The 25,649-nt window shown below is 61.7% G+C and carries 20 protein-coding genes; 13 read left to right on the plus strand and 7 right to left on the minus strand.

Annotation, left to right across the window (positions count from 1 at the left end; all coding sequences use genetic code 11):
* Positions 1 to 2 precede the first annotated feature (2 nt).
* Positions 3 to 2,594 carry a TonB-dependent receptor gene (locus H145_RS0103205; RefSeq protein WP_019946695.1) on the plus strand — a complete coding sequence of 864 codons (2,592 nt, stop codon included), beginning with the start codon at positions 3 to 5 and terminating at the stop codon, positions 2,592 to 2,594.
* An 83-nt stretch (positions 2,595 to 2,677) separates the two neighbouring features.
* Here the strand turns inward: H145_RS0103205 and H145_RS0103210 are convergent, their stop codons facing one another.
* The 3 genes from H145_RS0103210 to H145_RS19730 all read right to left on the minus strand — a co-directional run bounded on the left by H145_RS0103210 (position 2,678) and on the right by H145_RS19730 (position 5,264).
* Positions 2,678 to 3,481, minus strand: a complete 804-nt coding sequence (locus tag H145_RS0103210) for a sterol desaturase family protein (protein WP_019946696.1) — start codon at positions 3,479 to 3,481, stop codon at positions 2,678 to 2,680.
* Between the two features lie 70 nt (positions 3,482 to 3,551).
* Positions 3,552 to 4,118 (minus strand): Crp/Fnr family transcriptional regulator, encoded by a 567-nt coding sequence (locus H145_RS0103215; RefSeq protein WP_019946697.1) that lies wholly within the window; start codon positions 4,116 to 4,118, stop codon positions 3,552 to 3,554.
* A 141-nt stretch (positions 4,119 to 4,259) separates the two neighbouring features.
* On the minus strand, positions 4,260 to 5,264 hold the full coding sequence (locus tag H145_RS19730) for a DUF2911 domain-containing protein (RefSeq protein WP_019946698.1): 1,005 nt from the start codon (positions 5,262 to 5,264) through the stop codon (positions 4,260 to 4,262).
* A 593-nt stretch (positions 5,265 to 5,857) separates the two neighbouring features.
* On the opposite strand from H145_RS19730, the gene hisG reads away from it, so the two are divergent.
* The 10 genes from hisG to H145_RS0103270 all read left to right on the plus strand — a co-directional run bounded on the left by hisG (position 5,858) and on the right by H145_RS0103270 (position 15,507).
* Complete coding sequence (gene hisG, locus H145_RS0103225; protein WP_019946699.1) at positions 5,858 to 6,709, plus strand: ATP phosphoribosyltransferase; 852 nt, start codon at positions 5,858 to 5,860, stop codon at positions 6,707 to 6,709.
* 113 nt (positions 6,710 to 6,822) lie between these two features.
* Positions 6,823 to 8,130, plus strand: coding sequence for a histidinol dehydrogenase (gene hisD, locus H145_RS0103230; RefSeq protein WP_019946700.1), 1,308 nt, complete (start codon positions 6,823 to 6,825; stop codon positions 8,128 to 8,130).
* A 128-nt stretch (positions 8,131 to 8,258) separates the two neighbouring features.
* A complete protein-coding gene (gene hisC / locus H145_RS0103235) occupies positions 8,259 to 9,311 on the plus strand; it encodes a histidinol-phosphate transaminase (RefSeq protein ID WP_019946701.1) in 1,053 nt (350 codons plus the stop codon).
* A 164-nt stretch (positions 9,312 to 9,475) separates the two neighbouring features.
* Complete coding sequence (gene hisB / locus H145_RS0103240; RefSeq protein ID WP_019946702.1) at positions 9,476 to 10,603, plus strand: bifunctional histidinol-phosphatase/imidazoleglycerol-phosphate dehydratase HisB; 1,128 nt, start codon at positions 9,476 to 9,478, stop codon at positions 10,601 to 10,603.
* Positions 10,604 to 10,825: 222 nt separating this feature from the next.
* Positions 10,826 to 11,419 carry an imidazole glycerol phosphate synthase subunit HisH gene (hisH, locus tag H145_RS0103245; protein ID WP_019946703.1) on the plus strand — a complete coding sequence of 198 codons (594 nt, stop codon included), beginning with the start codon at positions 10,826 to 10,828 and terminating at the stop codon, positions 11,417 to 11,419.
* A gap of 116 nt (positions 11,420 to 11,535) precedes the next feature.
* A complete protein-coding gene (gene hisA, locus H145_RS0103250; protein ID WP_019946704.1) occupies positions 11,536 to 12,252 on the plus strand; it encodes a 1-(5-phosphoribosyl)-5-[(5-phosphoribosylamino)methylideneamino]imidazole-4-carboxamide isomerase in 717 nt (238 codons plus the stop codon).
* Between the two features lie 126 nt (positions 12,253 to 12,378).
* Positions 12,379 to 13,137: an imidazole glycerol phosphate synthase subunit HisF gene (hisF, locus tag H145_RS0103255; RefSeq protein ID WP_019946705.1), complete on the plus strand. Its 759-nt coding sequence runs from the start codon at positions 12,379 to 12,381 to the stop codon at positions 13,135 to 13,137.
* Between the two features lie 93 nt (positions 13,138 to 13,230).
* Complete coding sequence (gene hisIE, locus H145_RS19735) at positions 13,231 to 13,872, plus strand: bifunctional phosphoribosyl-AMP cyclohydrolase/phosphoribosyl-ATP diphosphatase HisIE (protein WP_019946706.1); 642 nt, start codon at positions 13,231 to 13,233, stop codon at positions 13,870 to 13,872.
* Between the two features lie 136 nt (positions 13,873 to 14,008).
* Positions 14,009 to 14,794, plus strand: coding sequence for a glycosyltransferase family 2 protein (locus H145_RS0103265; RefSeq protein WP_019946707.1), 786 nt, complete (start codon positions 14,009 to 14,011; stop codon positions 14,792 to 14,794).
* Positions 14,795 to 14,811: 17 nt separating this feature from the next.
* On the plus strand, positions 14,812 to 15,507 hold the full coding sequence (locus H145_RS0103270; RefSeq protein ID WP_019946708.1) for a lipid-A-disaccharide synthase N-terminal domain-containing protein: 696 nt from the start codon (positions 14,812 to 14,814) through the stop codon (positions 15,505 to 15,507).
* Positions 15,508 to 15,539: 32 nt separating this feature from the next.
* Here H145_RS0103270 and H145_RS0103275 read toward each other — a convergent pair whose 3' ends face one another.
* Entirely contained in the window at positions 15,540 to 16,520 is a 981-nt protein-coding gene (locus tag H145_RS0103275) for a GDP-mannose 4,6-dehydratase (protein WP_019946709.1), read from the minus strand.
* Positions 16,521 to 16,730: 210 nt separating this feature from the next.
* Here H145_RS0103275 and H145_RS22455 point away from each other — a divergent pair, with 210 nt between their 5' ends.
* Positions 16,731 to 17,687: a glycerophosphodiester phosphodiesterase gene (locus H145_RS22455; RefSeq protein WP_083937649.1), complete on the plus strand. Its 957-nt coding sequence runs from the start codon at positions 16,731 to 16,733 to the stop codon at positions 17,685 to 17,687.
* 96 nt (positions 17,688 to 17,783) lie between these two features.
* Entirely contained in the window at positions 17,784 to 19,508 is a 1,725-nt protein-coding gene (locus H145_RS19745) for an ArnT family glycosyltransferase (RefSeq protein WP_083937650.1), read from the plus strand.
* 106 nt (positions 19,509 to 19,614) lie between these two features.
* Here the strand turns inward: H145_RS19745 and H145_RS0103290 are convergent, their stop codons facing one another.
* The 3 genes from H145_RS0103290 to gyrA form a co-directional block, all read right to left on the minus strand.
* Positions 19,615 to 20,667 carry a hypothetical protein gene (locus tag H145_RS0103290; RefSeq protein ID WP_019946712.1) on the minus strand — a complete coding sequence of 351 codons (1,053 nt, stop codon included), beginning with the start codon at positions 20,665 to 20,667 and terminating at the stop codon, positions 19,615 to 19,617.
* 992 nt (positions 20,668 to 21,659) lie between these two features.
* Positions 21,660 to 22,802: a tetratricopeptide repeat protein gene (locus H145_RS0103295; RefSeq protein WP_019946713.1), complete on the minus strand. Its 1,143-nt coding sequence runs from the start codon at positions 22,800 to 22,802 to the stop codon at positions 21,660 to 21,662.
* A gap of 96 nt (positions 22,803 to 22,898) precedes the next feature.
* Complete coding sequence (gene gyrA, locus H145_RS0103300; protein ID WP_019946714.1) at positions 22,899 to 25,508, minus strand: DNA gyrase subunit A; 2,610 nt, start codon at positions 25,506 to 25,508, stop codon at positions 22,899 to 22,901.
* Positions 25,509 to 25,649 lie beyond the last annotated feature (141 nt).

A 25,649-nucleotide genomic window follows, 5' to 3' on the forward strand; every position in this document is an offset into this window, starting at 1 on the left:
GGATGCTGCCTGACTTTCGCGCTTCCTTCGGCCTTGCCATCCGCTGCCTGCCTGCCCGTTGGTGGCTGCAGCTGGCGGTGCCCGTGGTCCGGCCCGGCGCCGCGGCGCTGCTGCTGTTGGCGGGCTTAGCGCCGGCAACGGCCCTGGCGCAGGCCAGCCGCGTAACGGTGGCGGGCACAGTGCGCGACGGCAGCGGCCGGCCCCTGGAAGACGTAACAGTCGGCGTGGAAGGCCAACCCGGCGGCACCAACACCGATGAGCGCGGCCGCTTCGTGCTGAGCGTGCTGCGGTCCGCGGCCGGCGCCGCGGCCCCGATGCTGGTGGTGCGCCGCCTCGGCTACCGCCCCGAGCGCCTGACGCTCGACCTGAGCCAGAACCCCGAGCTGCGCCTGGTGCTGGCCGAAGACGGCCGGGCCCTCGATAACGTAACCGTGCGCGGCCGGCAGGACGTGACCGATACCCGCGAGCAGGTCAGCATTATGAAGCTGGAGCCGCGGGCGGCCAAGGAAATTCCCTCGCCCTTCGGCGACTTCTCGGCCATCCTCAAAACGCTGCCCGGCGTTACGAGCACCAACGAATTGACCAGCACCTACTCGGTGCGGGGCGGTAACTACGAGGAAAACCTGATCTACGTCAACGGTTTCGAGGTGTACCGGCCGTTTCTGGTGACTACCGCCCAGCAGGAGGGCCTGAGCTTCGTGAACCCCGATCTGGTGAACACCATCGAGTTTTCGAGCGGGGGCTGGCAGCCCAAATTCGGCGACAAGCTCTCGTCGGTGCTCAACATTGAATACAAGCGGCCGCTGAAGTTCGGGGCTTCGGCCACGGCCAGCCTGGTGGGCGGCACGGCCCACGTGGAGGCCGCCTCGCCCAACCGCCGCATCAGCTACCTGGCCGGGGTGCGCTACAAGAACGCAACGTACGTGTTCAACTCGCTGAAGCAGGCGCAGGGCGGCTACAACCCCACCTTCTACGACGGCCAGAGCCTGATTACGCTGGCGTTGGGCCCCAAGGACAACCTCGACCGCACCACGCTGGCGCTGCTGAATACGTTTGCCCACAACGATTTTCGCTTCAACCCCGAAAGCGGTGAGAGCAGCTTTAGCACCGGCGTCAACCAGTTCAAGCGCCTGATTATAGGCTACGAAGGGCAGGAGCGGATGCAGTACGACACTTACCAGGGCGGACTGAGCCTGAGCCACCAGCTGCGGTCCAACCTGCGCCTGGAGCTGCTCGGTGGCCTGCTCTACTCGCGCGAGTTCGAGTACCGCGACGTGGAAGCCGCCTACTCCATCGCCGAAATCAACCGCGACCCGAAGTCGCCTGACTTTGGCGGCGACGTGAACCGGCGGGGCGCCGGCACGCTGTTCAAGCACTCACGCAACACGCTGGAGGCCCGCGTGGCCAGCCTCGAAACCCGTGGCACCTGGACGCCCGGCCTGCGCCACACGGTGCGCTGGGGCCTGAAAACGGGCCGCGAGCAAATCAACGACGTGCTCAACGAGTATAGCTTCGTCGATTCGGCCGACTACGTGCCCGATTACCGCCGCACCCGCCTGCGCTCCGACCTCGACCTGCGCAGCACCCGCACCCAGGGCTACGTGCAGCACACGCTGCGCTTCGATTCGCTGCGCACGCTCACCTACGGGGCGCGCCTCAACTATTGGACCGTGAACGGGCAGACCACGCTGAGCCCGCGGGTGCAGTACGCTTTCCGCAGCGCCCGCAACCCGCGCCTGGCCTGGAAAGCGGCCGTGGGCGTGTACGTGCAGCCGCCCTTCTACCGCGAGCTGCGCTACCAGACCGGGGCGCCGCAAACTCAGCAGGGCGCGCTCAACCTCGATTTGCGGGCCCAGAAGTCGCTGCACCTGATTGTGGGCAACGAGCTGCGCTTCCGCAGCTGGGGCCGGCCGTTCCGCTTCACCGGCGAGGCCTACTACAAGTACCTCACCGATGTGGTGCCCTACGATATCGACAACGTGCGCCTGCGCTACCAGGCCAACAACAACGCCAAAGCCTACGCCGCCGGCCTCGATGCGCGGGTGGCCGGCGAGTTCATCCCCGGTACCGAGTCGTGGTTTAGCCTGGGGCTGCTCACGACCCGCGAAAACCTGGTGGGCGACTCGCTCAACGTCTTCGACCCCGAAACCGGCCAGATAACCGGCCGCGAGCCCAAAGGCTACATCCGCCGCCCCTCCGACCAGCGCCTGAACCTGGGCATTTTCCTGCAGGACAATCTGCCGAACGACCCCTCGGTGAAAGGCTACGTGAACTTCGTGTTCGGCTCGGGCCTGCCCTTCAGCCCGCCCGACGCGCCCGATCTGCGGGGCACCAGCAAGCTCACGCGCTCCTATAAGCGGGTTGATCTGGGCTTTACCAAAGTGCTGGGCCTGCGCACCGCCACCGAGCTGGCCGCCCGCGGCCGCACCGTGCAGCTGCAAACTCTGTGGCTAAGCCTGGAAGTACTCAATGTGCTCGGCGCCAGCAACCTGGCCGGCTACAACTACGTGCAGGACCTGAACGGCCTCACCTACGGCGTACCCAACTTCCTCTCCAACCGTCTGGTCAACCTGCGCGTCATTGCGCGGTTTTAGAGGCAAACCGGTAAGTAGCGGAACATCATTCTTCGCTGCGCTCTGAATGACGTTTCTTCTCACCAAGTTACAAAATCACCAAATCACCTCTCTTCCGCGTGCACATCTTTGAAGCGGAGCATGTCGGTTAGCTTTTCTTCCTTTTCGGGGTCGAAGCCGCAGGTGGCCTCGAAGGTAGCGGGGTTGCGATAGGTGCCGAAGAGGTAGTCCCAAACCACCAGGTCGCCGTAGTTGTGGCTGTGCTGCTGGTACTGGTGATGGACGCGGTGCATTTCGGGGCGCTGGAACACGTAACCCACCCAGCGCGGTGTGCGCACGTTGGTGTGGTAGAAAAACTCGCCCAGCGCTGTGCAGAGCGTGTACACGGCTCCGGCCGCCGGGCTCAGGCCCAGCAGGGTGTACACCAGCAGCCCGCCCAGCAGCGAGTTGACAGTCATTTCGAGCGGGTGCTTGTAGAAGGAGGTGATGACTTCGAGCCGGCGGGGGCTGTGGTGAATCTGGTGGAAGTGCAACCACAAAAAGTCGTGGGTGTGCCGCCAGCGGTGCCACCAGTAGAAAATGAACGTGGCTGCCACGTAGGCCAGCAACCCGCCCGCCACCGGCCCCAGGTGCCGCGACACGTGCAGCAGCGAGTAGGCCGAAAACCACTTTTCCCAGCTCAGGCCCGCCACTACCACGACCAGCAGCTGGGCCCCGTTGATGAGCAGCACCCGCAGCGGCCAGGTGGCCACCCGCGGCAACTTCCAGCCCGGCACCACGCGCTCTAGCACAAAGCAGAACGCGAAGGCCGCAAAAATAATGATCAGCATGGGCGGCGCGTCGCGCCAGGTGGGCACGCTGAAAGAAAATTCGCAGCTTAGCAGCAGCGTCGGAAACAACGGATTCATAGGAGCCGGTTTAGGGGTAAAACCATGCTCCAAAGGTGCGGGCCGCGCTGCCCGCATCCCTTGACATTTGTCAAGAACGGCGGGCGCGCAGGCGGCTCAGGGTTTCGGGGGTAATGCCCAGGTGCGAGGCCAGCATGTGCAGCGGCACTTGCTGGATCAGGCCAGGAAAGTCGTGCAGCAGGCGGGCGTAGCGCTCGGCGGCGGGCAGCATGCGCAGGTCGAGGGCGCGCTGCTCGCTGAGCACGTAGTAGCGCTCGGTGAGTACCCGGCCGATGAAGTTGAACTCGGGAAACTGCCGGTACAGGGCCTGCACCTGCTCGTAGGTTAGCGACCAGACCCGGCACTCGGCCAGCGTCTGCAGGTACTCGTGCGAGGACTGGCGCGAAAAGAAGCTCAGAATCGAAATCACGAAGTGGCCCGCCGGCATAAACCACGACGTTACTTCCTTGCCTTCCTTCAGATAAAAGCCCCGCACCAAACCCGCTTCCAGAAAATACAGCCGCTGCGCCACGCTGCCGGGTTCGAGCAGCGCCGTGCGGGCCGGTACGGTTTCGGGCCGCGCCAACTGGTGTAGCGCCGCCTCCAGGCCCTCGGAAAGCGGATGAATAGCGCGGCAGACGGCCAGAAGTGCTTCCATGAGCGCCAAGATAAACCACAAAAAAACAGCCGCTGCAAACTGCAACGGCTGTTCCTGAAATACATATATCCCTAATCCCTAATCCCTAATCCCTAATCCCTAATCCCTAATCCCTAATCCCTAATCCCTAATCCCTAATCCCTAATACGCCCGCGCCTGCCACTCGGTGAGGGAAAGGCGCATGTTGGGCAGGCGCGATTTAAAGGCCTCATCGTCTTTGTCGCCCATTTTGATGGCTTTGCGGGCGTACACGATGGCCGTGCCGTAATCCTGCTGCTGGGCCAGCAGGCGGGCTTTAATCCAGTTGTTGCTCACCTCGCTTTGCAGCCGGATCGACTCGTTGATCCAAGCCAGGGCGCGCTCGGGCTGCAGGTTGTTCTGCACGAGGTAGTCGGCGGCCTGAGCCAGCAGCTGCCAGTCGTTGGGCTGCTGCTGCAGCGCCTGCTCGACGCCGGCCAGCACCTGCTTGTGCACTTCCACTTCGAACAGCAGCACCACGGTGCGCTTCTCCCAGGTCAGGTTGAGGTGGGCGCCGTTGGGCCGCACGTTGGAAAACCAGTACAGCAGGCTTTCCTGAAACTGGGCCGGCTCGGTCTGCACCGGCACCCGGATAACGTCCTGCTGCGGATTGTAGCCGTCGGTTCCCCAGTGGGTGGTCACGCGGTTGAGCGCCACTTCCCAGTCGCGGTCCTGGTGCGGAATCACGTAGTAGGAGTACTGGCCGGCGGGCACGCTTTGGCCCTGCAGCAGCACCGGCGTCGAGAACTTGATCAGGGTGTTTTCGTTGGCCCCGGCGCGCCACACCTGCTCGTAGGGCACCAGCCCGCCCCACACCGTGCGGCCGCGCACCGAGGGCGAGTGGTATTCCACCGTTACGTCGGTCAGGCCCACGGTTTGGGCCACCACGGCGCGGGGGCTGGCCTGGGGCAGCAGCAGCTCGATGCCGGTAGGCACGCCGGTGGTGGGGGGCGGCAGCGGCGCGGGGGCAGCCTCGCCGGCCAGCGGCGGCGGCGTAGCGGCCGATGCGGGCGCCGGCGCCGGTACGGCCGACGGGGTAGTCTGGGCGCGTACCGCGAGCGAGCTGCCGGTGGTCAGGGCAAGCAGAAGTCCGAAGCGAAGGGCAAGCGAGCGGGCAGTGGTAGGCATAATTTTAAAACAAAGCACGACGGTAAACGGTACCATAGCCGGCAGAGCAGCCACCCCGCCGGTTACGCACAACCCTATGCAGTAACAATGGTGCCAAAAGTGGGTTGGTCTGGTACGGGAAACGCGAAGTTCCCGGTTTTTTGATAATTTTTTTGGGGAAAAGTTTTCATCCTATCTGTCGGCTCGTACATTTGCCCCGCTACTCAGCCCTTATGCTTTTCTCCGCGCCTCTTATTTCTGCCCTGAGCCACCCGGCCGCCCCCGTAGCGGGCCGCCCGGCCGGGGTGGGCGCGTCTGAGTCTGCCTGCTGGCATCAGCATCACGGCCACCATTCCTCTTTCTAGAGGAATGAACGCATCATATTGACCCGTTGGGTGAGCCGCATCAGGCTCCCCGGCCCCCGGAAAAGTGGGGGTCCGGCCGGCCTCTGGCCACTGCTCAACCATCGCAGGGTCCTCAAGCGCTTTCTTCAAAACAGCTAATGCCGTCGGGCTGGTCGTGCTGACCGCTTGGCAACCTCTACTAATCAGTCAGCCCGGAGCCCAAACGGCTACTTCTTACCTGCTGATTTTCCACTCCCATACCCACCCAACATGCTCCGTCTGGCCATCCAGAAATCGGGCCGCTTAAGCGAAGATTCCCTGAACCTGATTCGGGAATGCGGCATCAGCTTCCTCGCAGCTTCCAATAAGCTCAAAACCGAAGCCACCAACTTCCCGCTCGAAATCCTGTACCTGCGCGACGACGATATTCCCGGCTACGTGCAGGACGGCGTGGCCGATCTGGGCATTGTGGGCCAGAACGTGCTGGTAGAAGCCGGCTTTCCGGAACTGGCCATTGAGGGCCTGGGCTTCAGCAAGTGCCGCCTGAGTCTGGCCGTGCCCCGCGCCGCCGCCTACGACTCCATCCAGGACCTGCAGGGCGTGAGCATTGCCACTTCGTACCCCAACATTTTGGGCGACTACCTGGCCGATCAGGGCGTGCGGGCTAACCTGCACACCATCAGCGGCTCGGTGGAAATTGCCCCCAGCATCGGGCTGGCCGAGGCCATCTGCGACATCGTAAGCAGCGGCTCGACGCTGCTCGGTAACGGCCTGCGCGAAGTGGAAACCGTGTTTCGCTCGGAAGCCGTGCTCATTGCCAACCAGAACCTGAGCGCCGAAAAGAAGGAGCTGCTGGAGCAGCTGCAGTTCCGCATGCAGGCCGTGCGCCGCGCCCGCCGCAACAAGTACATCATCCTCAACGCGCCCGTTGCGGCCCTCGATGCGGTGAAGCAGCTGCTGCCCGGCATCAAGTCGCCCACCCTCACGCCGCTGGCCGAAGAAGGCTGGGTTTCGGTGCAGTCGGTGGTGAACGAGGACGACTTCTGGCACATCACCAGCCAGCTCAAAGCCGTCGGCGCCGAAGGCATCCTGGTGCTCCCGATTGAGAAAATGATTAGCTGAGAAGTGAGATTTTAGACATGAGAGGTGAGACGATGTTTCACTGGCTCATGCCGGTTCTACTGCTGATGCTCGAAGTGTCTCACTTCTCACCTCTAACATCTCACTTCTATAAGATGAACATCTTTCAATATCCTTCCCGGCCCGAGTGGGCGGCCCTGCAGCAGCGGGCGGCCCAGCAGCAAAGCGCCGAAGTGGAGCAGCGGGTGCAGCAGATTTTCGCGGACGTGCGCCAGCGCGGCGACGCAGCCCTGCTCGACTACGCCCGTCAGTTCGACGGGGCCGACCTGGCCGCCGCCGGTGGTTTGCGGGTGAGCCCGCCGGAGCTGGCCGCCGCCGAAACCCAGGTTCCGGCCGACCTGCAGGCCGCCATTCGGCAGGCCCACGCCAATATTCTGCGCTTCCACGAGGCCCAGGTTCCGCAGCAGGAGCGAGTGGAAACTATGCCGGGGGTGCTGTGCTGGCGGCGGGCGGTGCCCGTGCAGCGGGTGGGCCTGTACATTCCGGGGGGCACGGCGCCGCTGTTCAGCACCCTGCTCATGCTGGGCGTGCCGGCCCGGCTGGCAGGCTGCCCGCACATCGTGCTCTGCACGCCGCCGCAAAAGGATGGTTCGGTGAACCCGGTTATTCTGTTCACGGCTCAGCTGCTGGGTATCGATACCATTATAAAAGCCGGCGGGGCCCAGGCCGTGGCCGCGCTGAGCGGCGGAACGGAGTCGGTGCCGGCCGTGGACAAGATTTTCGGGCCCGGTAACCGCTACGTCACGGCCGCTAAGCAGCTGGCCACCCGCTATGGCGTGGCCATCGACATGCCCGCCGGCCCTTCGGAAGTTTTGGTGCTGGCCGATGCCACCGCCAACCCGGCCTTCGTGGCGGCTGACCTGCTGAGTCAGGCCGAGCATGGTCCCGACTCGCAGGTGGTTCTGCTCTCCGACTCCTTACCTATACTGGAGCAAACCCAGGCCGAAGTGCAGCGCCAGCTGCGCGAACTGCCCCGGGCTGAGGTGGCCGCCCAGGCCCTGACGGAAAGCCGCGCCATTCTGCTGCGCGATGCCCGGCAGATGCTGGATTTCTCGAACGAGTACGCGCCCGAACACCTGATTCTGGCCGTGGAAAACCCCGAGGCGTTGGCCGAAGGTGTTACCAACGCCGGCTCGGTGTTTCTGGGCCACCTCACGCCCGAAGCCGTGGGCGACTACGCCTCGGGCACCAACCACACGCTGCCCACCAACGGCTACGCCCGCAACTACAGCGGCGTCTCGCTCGACTCGTTCCTGAAGAAAATCACCTTCCAGCGCCTCACCGCCGAAGGTCTGCGCCAGGTAGGCCCCATCACGGAAGTAATGGCCGAAGCCGAGGGCCTGCGCGCCCACGCCCGCGCCGTAACGCTCCGGCTGGAGGCGCTGGCTGGTGGGAAGGAGTAAAACAAGCTGTATAATCTGTCATCCTGAGCAAAGCGAAGGACCTTCTCATGTCTTAGTCACGATCAAGCGTTTCGCGCTGACGTGATAAGGTCCTTCGCTTTGCTCAGGATGACGCAATAAACTATATAATGTTCAACCTTGATAGCCTTGTACGCCCCAACCTGCGGGATATGAAGCCTTATTCCTCGGCCCGCGACGAATTTCAGGGCGAGGCTCAGGTGATGCTCGACGCCAACGAGAACAGCCTGGGCAGCGCCGGCCCCGCCCGCTTCAACCGCTACCCCGACCCGCAGCAGCGCGCCGTGAAGGCTGAGCTGGCGAAGCTGAAGGGTGTAGCGCCCGAGCAGATTTTCCTCGGCAACGGCTCCGACGAGGCCATCGACCTGCTGGTGCGCCTGCTGTGCGTGCCCGGCCACGACAGCCTGCTGGTGCTGCCGCCCACCTACGGCATGTACGAGGTGGCCGCCAACCTGAACGATGTGGCCGTGGAGCGCATCCCACTCACTTCCGACTTCCAGCTCTCGCCTGAAATCGTGGCCGGAGTGCTGGCCTCGGCGGCGAAACTCGTGTGGCTGTGCTCGCCCAACAACCCCACCGGCAACCTGCTGCACGCCGAGTACATCGAGCAGATTCTGCGCGGTTTCGGTGGCTTGGTGGTGGTAGATGAGGCCTACGCCGATTTCGCGCCGACCGCCAGCTGGACCACCCGCCTCGCCGAGTTCCCCAATCTGGTGGTGCTGCAGACTTTCTCCAAGGCCTGGGGCCTGGCCGGGCTGCGGCTGGGTATGGCCTTCGCCTCGCCCGAAATCGTGGGCTACCTCAACAAAATCAAGCCACCCTACAACATCTCGGAAGCCACCCAGCAGCACGCCTTGGCGGCCTTGCACGACGCGCCGCGCGCCGAGCAGCTGCGCCAGCAGCTGCTCACCGGCCGCGACTGGCTGGCCGAGCGGCTGCCCGCGCTGCCCATCGTGGAGCAGGTGTTCCCGTCGGATGCCAACTTCCTGCTGGTCCGGTTCCGGCCCGATGCCACGGCCGTGTATGAGCACCTGGTGGGCCGCGGCATCATCGTGCGTAACCGTACCACCCAGCCCGGGTGCACTGGCACGCTCCGTCTCACGGTAGGCACGGCCGCCGAGAACGAGCTACTGTTGCGGGCACTGTCGGAGTTTAACGTTTAAAAGAACGTCATGCTGAGCGAAGGCGGAGCCGTAGTCGAAGCATCTCTACCGCTTCGTTACTTACAGTCAGTAGAACTTGCATTGCAGTAGAGATGCTTCGACTGCGACTGCGCCTTCGCTCAGCATGAGCTCAGCATGACAATGAATGACTTTTCAAACCACCCATGAAAAAAGTACTCTTCATTGACCGCGACGGGACCATCCTCGTCGAGCCGCCGACTGATTTTCAGGTGGACGCGCTGACGCGGGAGAAATTCCAGTTTGTGCCCGGTGCCATTACCGGCCTGGCACGCATTGCCCGCGAGCTGGATTACGAGCTGGTGCTGGTGAGCAACCAGGATGGGCTGGGTACCGCCAGCTTTCCGGAGGACACGTTCTGGCCCGCCCACACGATGATGCTCGACGTGCTGCGCTCGGAAGGCGTGGAGTTCGCGGCCGAGCACATCGACCGGAGCTTCCCCCACGAGAACCTGCCCACCCGCAAGCCCGGCACCGGCATGCTGCAGCAGTACCTGGCCGAAGGCGCCGGCTACGACCTGCCGAACTCCTTCGTCATCGGCGACCGGCTGACTGATGTGGAGCTGGCCCAGAACCTGGGCTGCCAGGCCATCCTGCTACAGCCGGAGTCAGCGCCGGCAGGGGAGGGGGCCGACGAGCGCGCCGCCCTTACGACCATGAGCTGGGAGAAAATATACCAGTTCCTGCGCCTGCCCGCCCGCACCGCCGTGGTGCAGCGCGACACCAACGAAACCAAAATCCGCATCGAACTCAACCTCGACGGCCAGGGCCGCCCGCAGATGCACACCGGCCTGGGCTTCTTCGACCACATGCTCGACCAGCTCAGCAAGCACTCGGGCGTGGACATGAAGATTGAGGTGCAGGGCGACCTGCACATCGACGAGCACCACACCATCGAGGACGCGGCCATTGCGTTGGGGGAAGCCTTCAACCAGGCGCTGGGCGACAAGCGCGGGCTGGCCCGTTACGGCTTCCTGCTCCCTATGGATGACGTGCTGGCTCAGGCCGCCATCGACTTCTCAGGTCGGCCCTGGCTGGTGTGGGATGCCGAGTTCAAGCGCGAGAAAATAGGGGATATGCCCTGCGAAATGTTCTACCATTTCTTCAAGAGCTTCGCCGACGCGGCCCGCTGCAACCTCAACATTAAGGCCGAGGGCCAGAACGAGCACCATAAGATTGAGGCTATTTTCAAGGCCGTAGCCAAGGCCATTAAAATGGCGCTGGCACGCGATGCCGGGCGCATGGAAATCCCGAGCACCAAAGGTATTTTGTAGGTTATCCATTTGTATAAACAAATGGATAAGGCCTTTCTTGTCGGGTTAATGAGCTCAGTAGCTGGCGTCAGTATGTCTGCATCAGGCCTGGAGGTATTAGCTCACTTGATTGGTTGTTCGGACTGCGAAAACGGTAGCCCGAAAACCATAAGAGGGTCGGCAGCTGGTTTATACAAATGTTATAACAAATGAATAAGCCTGTTTTTCAACATACATGTTCAAATGGAAATTGCCATAGTTGACTACAAGGGAGGCAACGTGCAGTCGGTGCTGTTTGCTCTGGAGCGCCTTGGCGTGCAGGCCACGCTCACGGCCGACCACGAGGTGCTGCGCAGGGCCGATAAGGTGCTGTTCCCCGGTGAGGGTGAGGCCGCCTCGGCTATGCAGGAACTGCGCGCCCAGGGCCTGCACGAACTGCTGCCTACGCTCACGCAGCCCTTTCTCGGCATCTGCCTGGGCATGCAGCTGCTGGGCCGCCACACCGAGGAAGGCGGCGGTACTGACATGCTCGGAATTTTGCCCTTCGACGTGGTACGCTTTGCGGCCGCCGGCCCGGAGCACAAAATCCCGCACATGGGCTGGAACAATCTGCAACAGCTGAGTAGCCCGCTGTTCGAAGGCCTGCGGGCCGAGGACTACGTGTACTTCGTGCACAGCTACTACGCGCCGGTTGGCAACTATACCATTGCCGAGGCCGCGTACCCTGCGCCCTTCAGCGCCGCCGTGCAGCATCGCAACTTTTACGCCGTGCAGTTCCACACCGAAAAAAGCGGCCCCGTCGGTACCCGCATTCTGGAGAATTTTATTAGGCTTTAGGTGATAGGGCTTAGGTGTTAGGATTCAGGTTGTAAACTCAGCCTAAGCCTGCGTCGCCCTTATTACTAATCGACTAAGCCCTAGTACCTAAGTTTCTAAGCCCTATCTCAACCCAAATGGAGATTATCCCCGCCATCGACCTCATCAACGGCCAGTGCGTGCGCCTGACTGAGGGCGACTTTGCCCAGCAGACCACCTACGACGCCGACCCGCTGGCCGTTGCCCAGCGCTTCGAGGCTGCCGGCGTCAAGCGCCTGCACCTCGTGGACCTGGATGGGGCCCGGGCCAAGCAGCCAGTGAACCTGCCGGTGCTGGAGCGCATTGCCCGCCACACCAGCCTGCACATTGATTTTGGGGGCGGACTACAGAGCGAGGACGCCGTGCGCCAGGCCTTCAACGCCGGGGCCCGGCAGATTACGGCCGGCAGCATCGCCGTTCGTGAGCCCGCAACGGTGGCCAGCTGGCTGGCTTCGTTCGGGGCCGACCGCATCATCATCGGGGCCGACTACCGCGACAACCACATTTCCATCAATGCCTGGGCCGAGCAGAGCGAACGGACGCTGCGCGAGTTCGTGGAGGGCTACCTGGCTGCCGGAGCCACCACCTTCATTTGCACCGACGTGAGCAAGGACGGCAAGCTGCAGGGCCCTTCGCTGGCCACCTACACCGGGCTGCGCGAGCAGCTGCCCATCGCCGAGCTCATCGCCAGCGGCGGCGTCACGACCATTGCCGACGTCGAGGCACTGGCCGCCATCGGCATGCACGGGGCCATCATCGGTAAGGCTATTTACGAAGGCACGATTACGCTGGAGCATTTGCAGCCCTGGCTGTAGCGGTTACCCAATGGTCCTTTTGTCATCCTGAGCGGAGCGAAGGACCTGTATAGAAGGTATCTATTGAGGTTAGCTTCTGTATAGGTCCTTCGCTCCGCTCAGGATGACAGCTTACTCTGACTCTATATGCTGACCAAACGAATCATTCCCTGCCTCGATATCAAGGACGGCCGCACCGTGAAGGGCGTGCAGTTTGAGGGGCTGCGCGACGCCGGCGACCCGGTGGCGCTGGCCGCCCGCTACGCCCGCGAAGGCGCCGATGAGCTGGTGTTTCTCGACATCACGGCCACCAACCAGAAGCGCGCCACGCTGGTGGCGCTGGTGCGCGAGGTGGCCCGCGAGCTGGATATCCCGTTCACGGTAGGCGGCGGCATCGGGGCAGTGGCCGATGTGGAGGCGCTGCTGCTGAACGGGGCCGATAAGGTGAGCATCAACTCGGCCGCGCTGGCCCGGCCCGAACTCATCAACGAACTGGCTGCCCGCTTCGGCAGCCAGGCCATTGTAGTGGCCGCCGATGCCCGCTACCATGCCGCCGACGGCTGGCAGGTGTACACCCGCGCCGGCACCCACAACACCGGCCGCAACGCCGTGGACTGGTGCCGCGAGGCGGCCGACCGAGGCGCGGGCGAAATCCTTCTGACTTCCATGAGCAACGACGGCACCAAGGACGGCTTCGCGCTCGACATCACCGGGGCCGTGAGCCGGGCCGTGCCCATTCCGGTTATTGCCTCGGGCGGGGCCGGCTCCAAGCAGGATTTTACCAACGTGTTTCAGCAGGCCCGCGCCGATGCCGGGCTGGCGGCCAGCATCTTCCACTTCGGCGAAATCGGCATCCGCGAGCTGAAAGAGCACCTGCGCCAGGACGGCATTCCGGTTCGGCTGTAATTTTAGTTGTCAGTTGGTAGTGGTCGGTTGTCAGGATTGATAAATGGAACCCCTACCACTGACAACGGACAACTACCAACTGATAACTAAAAAATGGATTTTGCCAAAATGCCCGATGGGCTGATTCCCGTGATTGTGCAGGATGCCGCCACGGGCCAGGTGCTCATGCTGGGCTACCAGAACGAGGAGGCGCAGCGCGTCACCCGCGAAACGGGCCGCGTCACGTTCTTTTCGCGCTCCAAGCAGCGCCTCTGGACCAAGGGCGAAACCTCCGGCAACTACCTCACCGTGGTGAGCCAGCACGAAGACTGCGACCAGGACGCGCTGCTCATCCGCGCCCTGCCCGACGGGCCCACCTGCCACCGGGGCACCATCAGCTGCTTCGAGCAGCCCAATGAGGCCGCCTACCCGGCTCCGCCGATAGGCTTTATTGCCGAGCTGGAGCGGCTGGTGCAGCGCCGTTACCGGTTTCCCGACGAAGACCCTAACTCGTACACGGCTTCGCTTTTCCGCAAGGGAATGCCCAAAATCGCCCAGAAAGTAGGGGAGGAGGCCGTGGAAACCGTTATTGACGCCGTGGGCGGCAACGTGGACGGCCTCAAGGGCGAAGCCGCCGACCTGTTGTACCATTTGGTGGTATTGCTGACGGCTGCGGGCTCGTCGCTCGAAGATGTAGTGGGGGTGCTGCGCGAGCGGCACAGCACGATTTCTGGTGGCGTGCGGCGGCCGCAGTAGTCTGGTAAATACACGTGGTAGCCGACTTGCTGGAAACGAAGGATTTTAAGCGTTTGCTGGCCTGCAGCGGCTACGCGGCCCGAATGAGTTCGCAATAGCCGGCGTACCTTGCCGCCCCATTTCGTTCCTGCTCCCTATGTCTGCTGCCACCTCCGCCTACCTCAATCAGCAAAGCCTGACGGTGCTCGTGCCCGTGTATAACGAGGAGGAAAGCCTGAGCCAGTTTGTGGTGGAGATGGACAAGTTTCTGGCCCTCACGCCGGTGCCCACCACGGTGCTGTTCATCAATGACGGCTCCACCGACGGTTCGCTGGCGCTGCTGCGCGACATCTGCGGGCAAAAGCCGGGCTACGAGTTTATCAGCCTGAAGGAAAACCGGGGCCTGAGCACGGCCATCAAGGCCGGCATCGACCACGCCCGCACTACGCTCATCGGCTACATCGACTCCGATATCCAGACCACGCCGCTCGATTTTCTGGACTTCTTCGAGTTCTTCCCCGAGTTCGATATGGTGAATGGTATCCGGGCCAAGCGGCAGGATACGCTGGTAAAAAAGCTGTCGTCGAAAATAGCCAACGGGGTGCGCCGCACGCTCATCAACGACGGCATCCAGGACACGGGCTGTCCGCTGAAAATCATCAAAACCGACTATGCCCGCCGGCTGCCGCTGTTTCATGGTCTGCATCGGTTTCTGGGGGCGCTGGTGCAGCTGCAGGGCGGCCGCGTGAAGCAGCTGCCGGTGCGCCACTTCCCGCGCTTTGCCGGCACGGCCAAGTACAACCTCTGGAACCGGGCCTGGAAACCGCTCATCGACACGTTCGGCTTCCGCTGGATTCGCTCGCGCTGGAAGAACTACGAAATCGGCGAGCAGCACCTGAGTGCCCCCGCCGCGCCGGCCGCATCAGCAGGTAACCACCACTAAGGCGGCCGGAAGTGGGGATGCTCAAGTTCCAAACGCTACTGACGACGGCCAACGTGGCGCTGGTTATCGGGCTGGTGTCGCAGCTGCTGTTTTCGAGCCGCATCGTGCTGCAATGGATTCAGAGCGAGCGGGCCCGGCGGGTGCTGGTGCCCACGCTGTTCTGGCAAATCAGCCTGGTTTCCTCGTTTCTGATGCTGGTGTATGGCCTGCTGCGCCACGACCCGGTGATTCTGGGTGCCCAGCTCATCAGCTACGCCATCTACGTGCGCAACCTACAGCTGCTGGGCGAGTGGGGCAAGCTGCCCGGTTGGTTTAGGGCGGCGGCCTACGTGCTGCCGATGGCGCTGCTGAGCTGGTTTGTGGCCGGCAACCGCCACTTCAGTTTGCGGGCTATGCTGGGCACCGATATTCCCGGCGGGCTGCTGCTGCTGGGCACCGTGGGGCAGGCCATCTTTCTGCTGCGCTTCGTCTACCAGTGGATTTACTCCGAGCGCCGGGGCGAATCGAGTTTGCCGCTGAGCTTCTGGGTAATTAGCCTGGTGGGCTCACTCCTGATTCTGGCCTATGCCGTGCTGCGCCGCGACGTGGTACTGTTTATCGGCAACGTGTTCGGTACCGTGGTGTACGCCCGTAACATCGTGCTGCTGCGCCGGCAACTGGCGCTGGTTCCCCTCAGCAGCGCGGTTGCCGACGATGCAAAGGCCGGTAAATAGCGCGCCGGCCATCTATTATTGCTGTTTGATTACTACAGAAGGTTCTGCTCACTGGCGTCCAGCCAGTCCACGAAAGCCGTCAGGCCGTCGGCAAGGCTGGTTTGGGGCGCGTAGCCCAGCAGCTGGCGGGCGCGGCTGATATCGGCGTAGGTGACGTCCACGTCGCCGGGCTGCATGGGCCGGAACTCCAGGCGTGGCTCCACATACACGGCCCGGCCCACGGCGGCCACCAGCTCCAGCAGGGCCACGGGCTGTTCGTTGCCCAGGTTCAGGGTTTCGTACACGCCCTCGTGGGTCAGCAGATAGTCCACGCCCCGGGCAATGCCGTCCACGGTATCGAGCACGAACGTATAGTCGCGGGCCGTGCTGCCGTCGCCAAACACCGGAATAGCCTCGCCCGCCCGCAGCAAACGCACAAACTTATGGATGGCTAAATCGGGCCGCTGCCGGGGCCCGTACACGGTAAAGAAGCGGGCGTTGAGCACGTTGAACCCGTAGAGGTGGTGGTAAGTAGCGGTGAGCTGCTCGCCGCTGAGCTTGGAGGCCGCGTAGGGCGAGATGCAGCTGGAGAGCAAAGGCAGGTCTTCGCGGAAGGGCTGCTCGCGCGTGTTGCCGTACACCGACGAGGAGGAGGCAAAAAACAGCTTCCCGATGTCGCGCCCGCGCATCCATTCCAGCAGGTGGGCCGTGCCCAGCACGTTGTTTTCCAGGTACGCCGCCGGCTCCCGCACCGAGGGCCCCACGCCGGCCTTGGCGGCCAGGTGCACCACCACGTCTACCGGGTCGGCGGGCAGGGCATCCACCAGCGCGTCGGTACCGTGGCGCAGGTCTATTTCGTGGAAGCTGAAGCGCGGGTGCGTTTGGCAGGCGGCCAGGTTGCGCTCCTTGAGGATACGGTCGTAGAAAGGGTCGAAATTATCGAGGCCGATGACGCGGTGGCCGTCGTGGAGCAGGCGCTCGGCCAGGTGCGAGCCGATAAAGCCCGCGCAGCCCGTAAGCAGAATGGAAGCCATAAAAAGAGGCAGGGGAGAAGTCAGCCGTGGCCCGCAGGCCCAGCCGGGCAAATGTACTCCGATTTACGGCTCTGCCCGTTTGTTGTTGGGCCATCACTCATTCCTGGCTTACCGTTGGCCGTTCCATAGCGGCCGGCCCCACAACTGGCCCTGGCATTCCCCGTATTCTGGTAGCCCCAGGCCCGTGCGGCCGCGGGTCCGGTTCATTACATGCTGCTGAATCCTGCCCAGCTACCTGCTACCCCTCGCCAAAGGTCCTGGCTGCGCCACGTAGCCGGTATCGGGCTGCTGCTTGCCTCTACGATGCCGGCCCGGAGCCAGGTTCGGGCAGCCTGGCAGCCTCCGGCCGGTGCGCACGCCGGGCCGCTGGCCATCGGGCACGCCGGTTCGGGCTTTCTGACGTGGCTGCGGCCCTTCAACCCGCTGCCGCCCAGCAGCCGCCACAGCATCCGGCGGGCCCTGGAGCGCGGCGCCGATGGGGTAGAGGTGGACGTGCGCCTGAGCCAGGACAGCGTGGCCGTCCTCTACCACGACCCGCAGCTGGAGTCGATGTCGACCGGCAAGGGCTGCGTGAGCCAGGCCCCGGCCCGGGTGCTGGAGCAGCTCCGTTACCGGGTACGCTGGCCCTTCCGCTGGTTTGGCCCCCGCCAGCACCTGAGCCGCCTCGACAGCCTGCTGGCCGAACTGAACCGGCGCCCGGTCTATCCCTATCTGCACCTCGACCTGCACGAAGACGACCCCTGCGCCAGCAACAGCCCCGCCCGCGACAAGGCCCTGGCCCGGCAGCTGCAGCAGCTGGTGCATCGCTACCGGGTGCCGCCGGGCCGGCTCACCATCATCAGTAGCCGCCCGGCCATGCTCCGGCACCTGGCCCAGCTGCTGCCGGCCGTGGGGCTGGGGCTGGAAGTGGAGCCGGAACACTACCCGGCCGCCCTTGCCCGGCTCGACAGCCTGCCTTGGGTGGGGGCGGTGGTGCTGCGTAAAGATGGCTTCACGCCCGAACGCCTGGCCCAGCTGCACGCGCAGGACCGGCAGGTGGTGGTATTTGGGGGACGCTCGGCCAAGGCCGTGGGGCGGGTTGTTTCCGTTGGCGCCGATGCCTACGAGGTGGACAACCTGCGGCAGCTGCAACGCACGCTGCGCCGCCGCTCGTCCCGCGCCCGATAAGCGCTGCTTTGCCCGCAGTTTCAGCCATCCAGCTGCTCGCCCGGTATTTCTGATCGGGCGCTTACTTTTACGACTCTTCGTTTTACCCTTGCTTGTATGTTGCCACTAGTTGCTGCCGGTCGGTTTTGTAAGGTGCATGGCACCCGTTTGATTGCATCCGGCTGGGGGCGGGTACTGGTCGTGCTGCTGGTGTGCGGAGTGACCTTTTTTGTGCACAACGGCGCTTCAAAAGTGAGCCTGATGGAAAGCCGCAACTTCGTGGCCGCCCGCGAAATGGTGGCCGGGGGCTCCTGGCTGGTACCGACCATGAACCACGAGCTACGGCTGGCCAAACCTCCGCTGCCGACCTGGGCCGTAGCCGGCCTGCAGCTGCTGACCGGCCCCACCGAAAACCTGGCGCTGCTGCGGATACCGGCGGGGCTGGCGGCCACGCTGCTGGTGTTCTTCCTCTGGGGCCTGGCCCGCGAGCTGACGCGCCACAAGCCCGGCGAGGCTGCGGCGCCCGGTCGCACGGCCTGGCTGGCGGCGCTGGTGCTGGCCACGAGCCTGCTGGTGATTACCGTAGGGCGCGAAGGCCAGTGGGATATTTTTGCCACCAGCCTGGCTACCGGCTCGCTTTGGCTGCTGGCCGGCGGCTGGCAGCGCCTGGGGCTGCGGGCGTATTCGTGGCTGTCAGGAAGCGGGCTGCTGCTGGGTTTGGCTATGCTGAGTAAAGGACCAGTGCCCCTGTACACGCTGCTGCTGCCGTTTCTGCTGGCCTATCTGATTGGACACCCCCGGCACCGGCAGGCGGTGCGGGCGCGGGCCGGCGCCACGATGCTGGCGGCGGTGCTGGCCCTAGCAGTAGGGGGGAGCTGGCCGCTGTATATCTGGCTGAAAGTTGCGCCGGCCGCCCGCGCCGTTGCCCGGGTCGAAATAGCGTCGTGGGCCGATCGGCACGTGCAGCCGGTCTGGTACTACTGGCCCTTTTTCGCCTTTACGGGCCTGTGGGCGCTGGTGGCGCTGGCCGCGTTGGTCTGGCCTTATGCCCGCCCTCGGCTGCGAACCTTTATTCCGTACGGGGTAGCGCTGGGTTGGGCCCTTATCGGGCTGTTGCTGTTGAGCCTGGTTCCTGAAAAGAAGGAGCGCTACATGCTGCCGCTCATGCCTCCGTTGGCGCTGCTGGTAGCGGGCCTGCTGCGCTACTGGCAATGCCGCCCATCCCATCCGGACAAGTTGGCGGGCTGGGCTGATGCCTGGCTTCCGCGCGTTTGGGCGGGGCTGCTGGTGGTACTGTTGCTGGCGCTGCCCGTTGTCATGGCCCTGACCGGGTTTTCCGGTTTCGGCTTGGGCTCACTTCGGTTTGGCTTAATGCTGTCTGTGGCCGTGGCGCTGGGGGTGGGGTTGCTTTGGCAGGGAGTCAGGCAGCGACAAGTGAGCTTTATTATCGGGAGTACGCTGACCGTGGTACTAAGTATCGTTGTGCTGATCATGCCGGCCTATCCACGCTGGCAGGCCCGGCGCGATGTGCCCGGCCGGCTCCATATGCTGGAAGCCAGGCAGCTGCCGGGGCTGCGCGGAGTGGGAGCGTGGTACAGCCTCGATACCCTCGATGTTAAGCAGGTATGGGCGGCCGGCCGGGCCGTACCCATCTGGCAGCCCACCACGAGCCAACTGGCCGGGCTGGTGCGTCCGGTAGTGGTGGTATCGGCCCGGCCGGCTGGCATCCGGTTGCCGGCCGGCTGGGCAACGCACGTTCGCATCAGTCGGCAGGACTCTTTTTATTTAGACCATAGCCGGAGTTCAGTCGCGTGGTTCATTTCACGGTTAGATCCAATCTAGTAATCTGGCTTGAAAATCTTAATTGACTAGTTACAAATTATTTATCAGATATGTCAATTTAACATAACGATTATACAAGTGTATAAATGGATCACCTATACTGTGATTATTCACTCAATTGGCGCTTAATCCGGTTCAGCAAGGCCTGAACCAAGGCCAGGTCATCTACATGCTCAATGGTTAAATGCGTATTTAATCCCGGCCCGTGCAAGTGAATAGCAAATGTATTGGCCGCCACAGTAACCTCTGTAGTGCCAGCAGTTGCTTCAGTTGCGCCCGTGGTAGGTGTCGCTGGGGTTCCTGCAGACGGTGTGGATGCGGAAGTCACTGATGGCTGCTCTTGGTAGCTGGCGTGGTTAAAGGATGTAGCCTGGGTATTCCCGGCTCCTTCGGGAAGGCCAACAGGTGTGCCTGCATTCTCTTCCGCCTCTATACCGTCAGTGTCGAGTCCAAAGAGACTGGAGACGGCATCAGGGGTCCGCGGTATGCTTTGCCCTGAGGGTACAAGGGTAGGGGATTCCGATATACCAGTCGGCATAGCGGGAGTATTACTACGCTGAGCGACGCTTGTAGTATTTGCTGCCGGGGTTAGTGTAGTTGTATCTGCGGGTGTGGGTGACTGGAATCGGCTTAGGGGAAGCTCGGTGCTGGAAAGTTCCCGACGCGGCTGTTGCTGAGCTGCCAGCTGATCAATGTCGGCAATAATGTTGCGCTCATCCAGAATGCCCACCATCCGAGCACCGTCAAGGAAAGCCTTCGTAACCGACTGAGCGTTGATTTCCTCTACTCCGAACTCCCGCACCAGCATAACGTCGAACATATGCACGGGCAACTCGCGGTTGCGAAACTTGCGGCATATCTGGGTAAACAAGGGCGGATGTAGAAAGGCCTCACGCTCGTAGATACGCTCTTCCTGCTTGTCGTAGGCATTTTTAATGCGTCGGAATAGGTTCGTGGTCGTCAGCAGTTCCCGTTTGCTGGTAAGCAACCCAAACTTGACAGCAGAGCCAATTATGGCCTTAAAGGAGCCGCTGACCTTGCGGTTTAGCTTACGAGCTGCCGTTTCGATGGCACACTTGCCACCAGTATCATCAACCACTTCGGCAACTTCCCAAGCGCTTTGGTACGAAGTCCGGGGATAGTCAATAGTCTTAGGCATATAGTAAAAGAGAAGGTGAAGTAAACAAACATAATAGCAAAAGATAGATAATCAAGCAGCATAAAGTATAAATAAGCAGTATAAAGTATATAAAAGTATTGCTTTCTAAAACTTCTTGTACTTTCTTTTACCTTTTATATTACTCTCTATTATTATACGCACTATATAACCCAATCACACAATTACATATTCAAACCCATTTAAATACCCTCTTACAACCAGGCGAGCGGGACGGGGAGAGGGCCTTGAATAAGCCAAGAGGGCTTCTATACCCGTCTGTAGTGGATTCAGAAGATATTTAGCCGCATAAGCAGCATCAGAATCCAGGGTACTCCAGAACGCAAAAGAAGCCTCTATACAGCGTGTGGCTCAGTTCCCACAGCAATTATGGCTCTGACTAAAACAGGAGTGAAGTGCCACAAAGAACCGTCTACTTATTCTACTATACACAAGACTACCTCTCCAAACTGTAATGAACGAGTTACGAACTTGAATAGCTCGAGATTCTAACCATGGCTACAGAATCAATATTTCGTACCAGAAGTCTGAGGTATACAGGAATCGATTTAATAAGCAAGATCCAACCGACCGACCCATAAAGATTCGATCTTGGAAAGCTTCGATTGACTTGACATATTCTGAGCTTCGTTGCTGTACTACCTCAATCAAACGCAGCTTACGTCTCATTAGAAACTATCATGTGTCAGCTGCCCATTCGCTGCGCAAACCCTGTTAAAAGCACAACGGCCTATAAAGCAGTTCTTTCTGTGTTCATTTTAATCGAGGGCCACACTGGACGTAATTACAAATGCTCATGACAATATGTAAAGACTAACCGGCCATATTCCAGCTCGTATTCATCTATATCTAACTGTCTTATAATTTATATTATGTTAAGTAATGGTTATTAAAACAGGGCCGACTATCCAGCCGGCCCTGTTTCTCCCTCCCCTTCGCCCTTTATATAAGACTAAGCGAGAGCATTCGTTGAACTACTTTTTAGCGCTGTCCAGCTTATCCATCATACGCTGCGAATCGGCCTTGCGGTCCAGGCGCAGATACACTTTCTGCAGGGCGCTCATGGTGGCGCGGTCGTCGGGCTGCAGCTCCAGCGACTTCTCGAAGTACGGTAGCGAATCGGTGAAGTACTTCTTGCCTTCCGTTTCCAGCTTCTTGCCCGACTTCTGGTATTCGGCCAGGCTCATCTTGCTGGCCCGCGTGTAGAAATCGGCCGCCTTGTTGTAGTTGTAGATACCGAGGTTGAAGTTGGCATCGAAGTTATTCGGATCAATTTCAACGGCCTTGCGGTAAGCAGCCAGCGCCTCGGCCGGCTTCTTGTCGTTATCCAGAATCGAACCTTTAACTGCGTACAGGTTCGAGTTGGTTGGGTCGGCGGCAATAGCGCGGTCGATTTTTTCGAGGGCTTCCTTGCCGCGGCCGGCGCTCAGGTACATATTCAACTCCTCAAGCATGAAGGCTTTGTTGTTCGGATACACCTTCAGCGCGTCCTGCACTACTTTCATAGCGCCGGCGTCATCCTTCTGCTGGCGGGCAATCTGCAGCATGCGGCCATACATCTGCGGCGACTGGTAGCCGATGCCCTGGAGCTTGCCGTACATTTCTTTGGCGCCGGCAAAATTCTCGTTGGCTTCGGCCGCGTAAGCGGCGTACAGATAGGCCGTCGTATCCTGCGGCTTAATCTGCTGGGCCATGCGGTACGAGTCCATCGCCTTGGCGAAGTCCTTGCTGTTGTAGCTTTCTACGCCGGCGTTCAGGGCCATACCGTAGAGGCCGTCGAGTTTGGCGGCGGCCTGCTTGCCGTACTCGCCGTCTTTGCCATCCAGCGTCAGGGCCTTGGTATAGGCTTCGAAGGCAACTTTACCGCCATCCTCCGTGCCGAGGCTTTTCTTATAGATGGGGCTGTTGACCATGCCCTCGTAGATTTCGCCCCGGGTAAACCAGGTTTTGGCTTTGCCCGACGTTTTATCGTTGGTAACGGCTTTGTCAATTTCGGCCTTGGCCTTATCCAGCGTACCCTGCCGCTGGTAGAGAATGGCGTTGGTAACGGCCGAATTCTGGGCCGAAGCCGTGTGCAGGGCCGCGGCGGCCACGAGTGTTAAAAGAACTTTCTTCATGGGAGTAAACTGAAGAATCTGCGGTTTAGTGGAAGGAATTACAGCGCAAACGGCAGAACTTCCGGGGAAGTTCTGCCGTCGCAAGTTAACAAAGGCTTAATTAGCGCTGAGGGCATCCGGGTCGGTCAGCTCCATCAGGTCGTCGTCCGGCGCGGCGGCGGCCGGCGTATCGGCTGGGGCGCTGCCGTTGGGCTCCGTCCCTTCCGGACGCTCCACTCCTTCCGGCAGTTCCCCGTTCGGGTCCTCCACTTTCTCCTCGGCCGCCACTTTAGCTACCGACGAAATTTCGTCGCCGTTGCTGATTTTCAGCAGCCGCACGCCCTGGGTGGCCCGGCCGATGCTGCGCAGCTCACTCATGCGCAGCCGGATGGTAATGCCCGACTTGTTGATAATCATCAAATCGTCCTCGTCGGTTACGGCTTTGATGGACACGAGCTGGCCGGTTTTCTCGGTCAGCTTCATGGCCCGCACGCCCTTGCCACCACGGTTGGTGATGCGGTACTCATCGAGCGGGCTGCGCTTGCCGTAGCCGTTCTCCGATACCACCAGCAGTTCCTGCTCGCTTTCCTTGTCGAGGCAGACCATGCCCACCACCCGGTCGCCACCGGCCAGGGTTTCATCCAGCGTGATGCCGCGCACGCCGGCGGCGGTGCGGCCCATCGAGCGGACTTTGTGCTCGGGGAAGCGCACGGCCCGACCCGAACGCAGGGCCAGCACTACTTCGTCGTTGCCGTTGAGCAGCTGCACATCGAGCAGCCGGTCGCCTTCGTTGATGCTGATGGCGTTGATGCCGGCAGTACGGGGGCGCGAGTAGGCTTCGAGCGGGGTTTTCTTCACCGTACCTTGCTCGGTGCAGAACATCAGGAAGGTGTTATCGAGGTAGTCGGGGTCGCGCAGGCCGCGCACGTTAAGCACCGAGCGGATGCTGTCTTCGCGCGGAATCTCAATCAGGTTCTGAATCGGACGGCCCTTGGTGTTTTTGCCACCTTCGGGCACCTCGTACACTTTCAGCCAGAACACCCGGCCGGCTTCCGTGAAGAAGAGCAGGTACTCGTGGGTGGTGGCCACGAACAGGTGCTCCGTAAAGTCGTCCTGCTTGGAAGCGGCCCCGCGGGCTCCTACCCCACCCCGGCCCTGGCTGCGGTACTCGTCCAGCGCCGTGCGCTTGATGTAGCCTTCGCGCGAGATGGTAATTACCATGGCCTCGTCGGCAATCATGTCCTCCATCGAGAAGTCGCCGCCGGCGTACTCGATATTGGTGCGGCGGGCGTCGCCGTAGCGCTCCTTGATTTCGGCCAGCTCCTGGCGGATGATGTCGCGCTGCATGTCCTCGGAGGCCAGCACGGCCTTGAGGTGGTCTATAAGGGCCATCAGCTCGTTGTACTCGGCCACGATTTTGTCGCGCTCCAGGCCGGTGAGGCGCTGCAGACGCAGATCGAGGATGGCGCGGGCCTGCACCTCGCTCAGCGAGAACCGCTCGATGAGCTGCTGGCGGGCCACTTCGCCGTCGCGCGAGCTGCGGATCAGGGCAATGACTTCATCCAAATGGTCAAGCGCAATCAGCAGACCTTCCAGGATGTGGGCGCGCTTCTGAGCTTCGGCCAGCTCGTAGCGGGTGCGGCGCACCACCACGTCGGCGCGGTGCTCCACGAAGTAATGGATCAGCTCCTTGAGGTTGAGCGTCATCGGGCGGCCCTTTACCAGGCACACGTTGTTGACGCCGAACGAGCTTTGCAGCTGGGTGTACTTATAGAGGTTGTTGAGCACCACGGTTGGCATGGCGTCGCGCTTGAGGTCGTACACGATGCGCATACCGTCGCGGTCCGACTCGTCGCGCAGGTCGGCAATGCCCTCAATCTTCTTGTCGTTGATGAGCGCGGCCGTCTTCTCGATCATCGAGGCCTTGTTCACCATGTAGGGAATCTCGGTGATGACGACCTGCTCCTTGCCGGTGCTGGTGGTTTCGAAGTGGGCCTTGGCCCGCATCACCACCCGGCCCCGGCCCGTTTCGAAGGCCTGCTTCACGCCCTCGTAGCCGTAAATAGTACCGCCGGTCGGGAAGTCGGGCGCCGTGACGTGCTCCATGAGCTCGGCAATGGTGATATCGGGGTTGGCCAGGAAGGCCACGATACCGTCCACTACTTCCGTCAGGTTGTGGGGGGCCATGTTGGTGGCCATACCCACGGCAATGCCGGTGGTGCCATTGACGAGCAGGTTCGGAAACTTGGCCGGCAGCACCGAGGGCTCCTCCAGGGAGTCGTCGAAGTTGGGCTGGAAGTCGACCGTATCCTTGTCCAAGTCGCCGAGCAGCTCATCGGCCAGGCGCTTGAGGCGGGCCTCGGTGTAACGCATAGCGGCCGGCGAGTCGCCGTCGATGGATCCAAAGTTGCCCTGGCCATCCACGAGTGGGTAGCGCAGGCTCCACTCCTGGGCCATGCGCACCATGGTGTCGTACACCGAGGAGTCGCCGTGGGGGTGGTACTTGCCCAGCACTTCGCCCACAATACGGGCGCTTTTCTTGTAGGATTTGTTGTACGAGACGCCCAGATCGGACATGCCGTAGAGCACGCGGCGGTGCACGGGCTTGAGGCCGTCGCGCACATCGGGCAGCGCCCGCGAGATGATAACCGACATCGAGTAGTCGATGTAGGCCCCGCGCATCTCATCTTCGATGTTAATCGGAATGATTTTTTCGCCTTCCGCCATAGGGAGCTGATAGTCGGCCGGTAGAATCCTTGGGGTAAAAGAGGAGCTTACCGGCCCGTGAAAATGAACTTCGTTGAAGCCTGCAAGATACGCAAAAAAGCCCGCTTTAGCTAGCCAGAACGGCCCTTTGCAAGGCCCGCG

Source organism: Hymenobacter aerophilus DSM 13606 (assembly GCF_000382225.1).
Taxonomy (GTDB): Bacteria; Bacteroidota; Bacteroidia; order Cytophagales; family Hymenobacteraceae; genus Hymenobacter; species Hymenobacter aerophilus.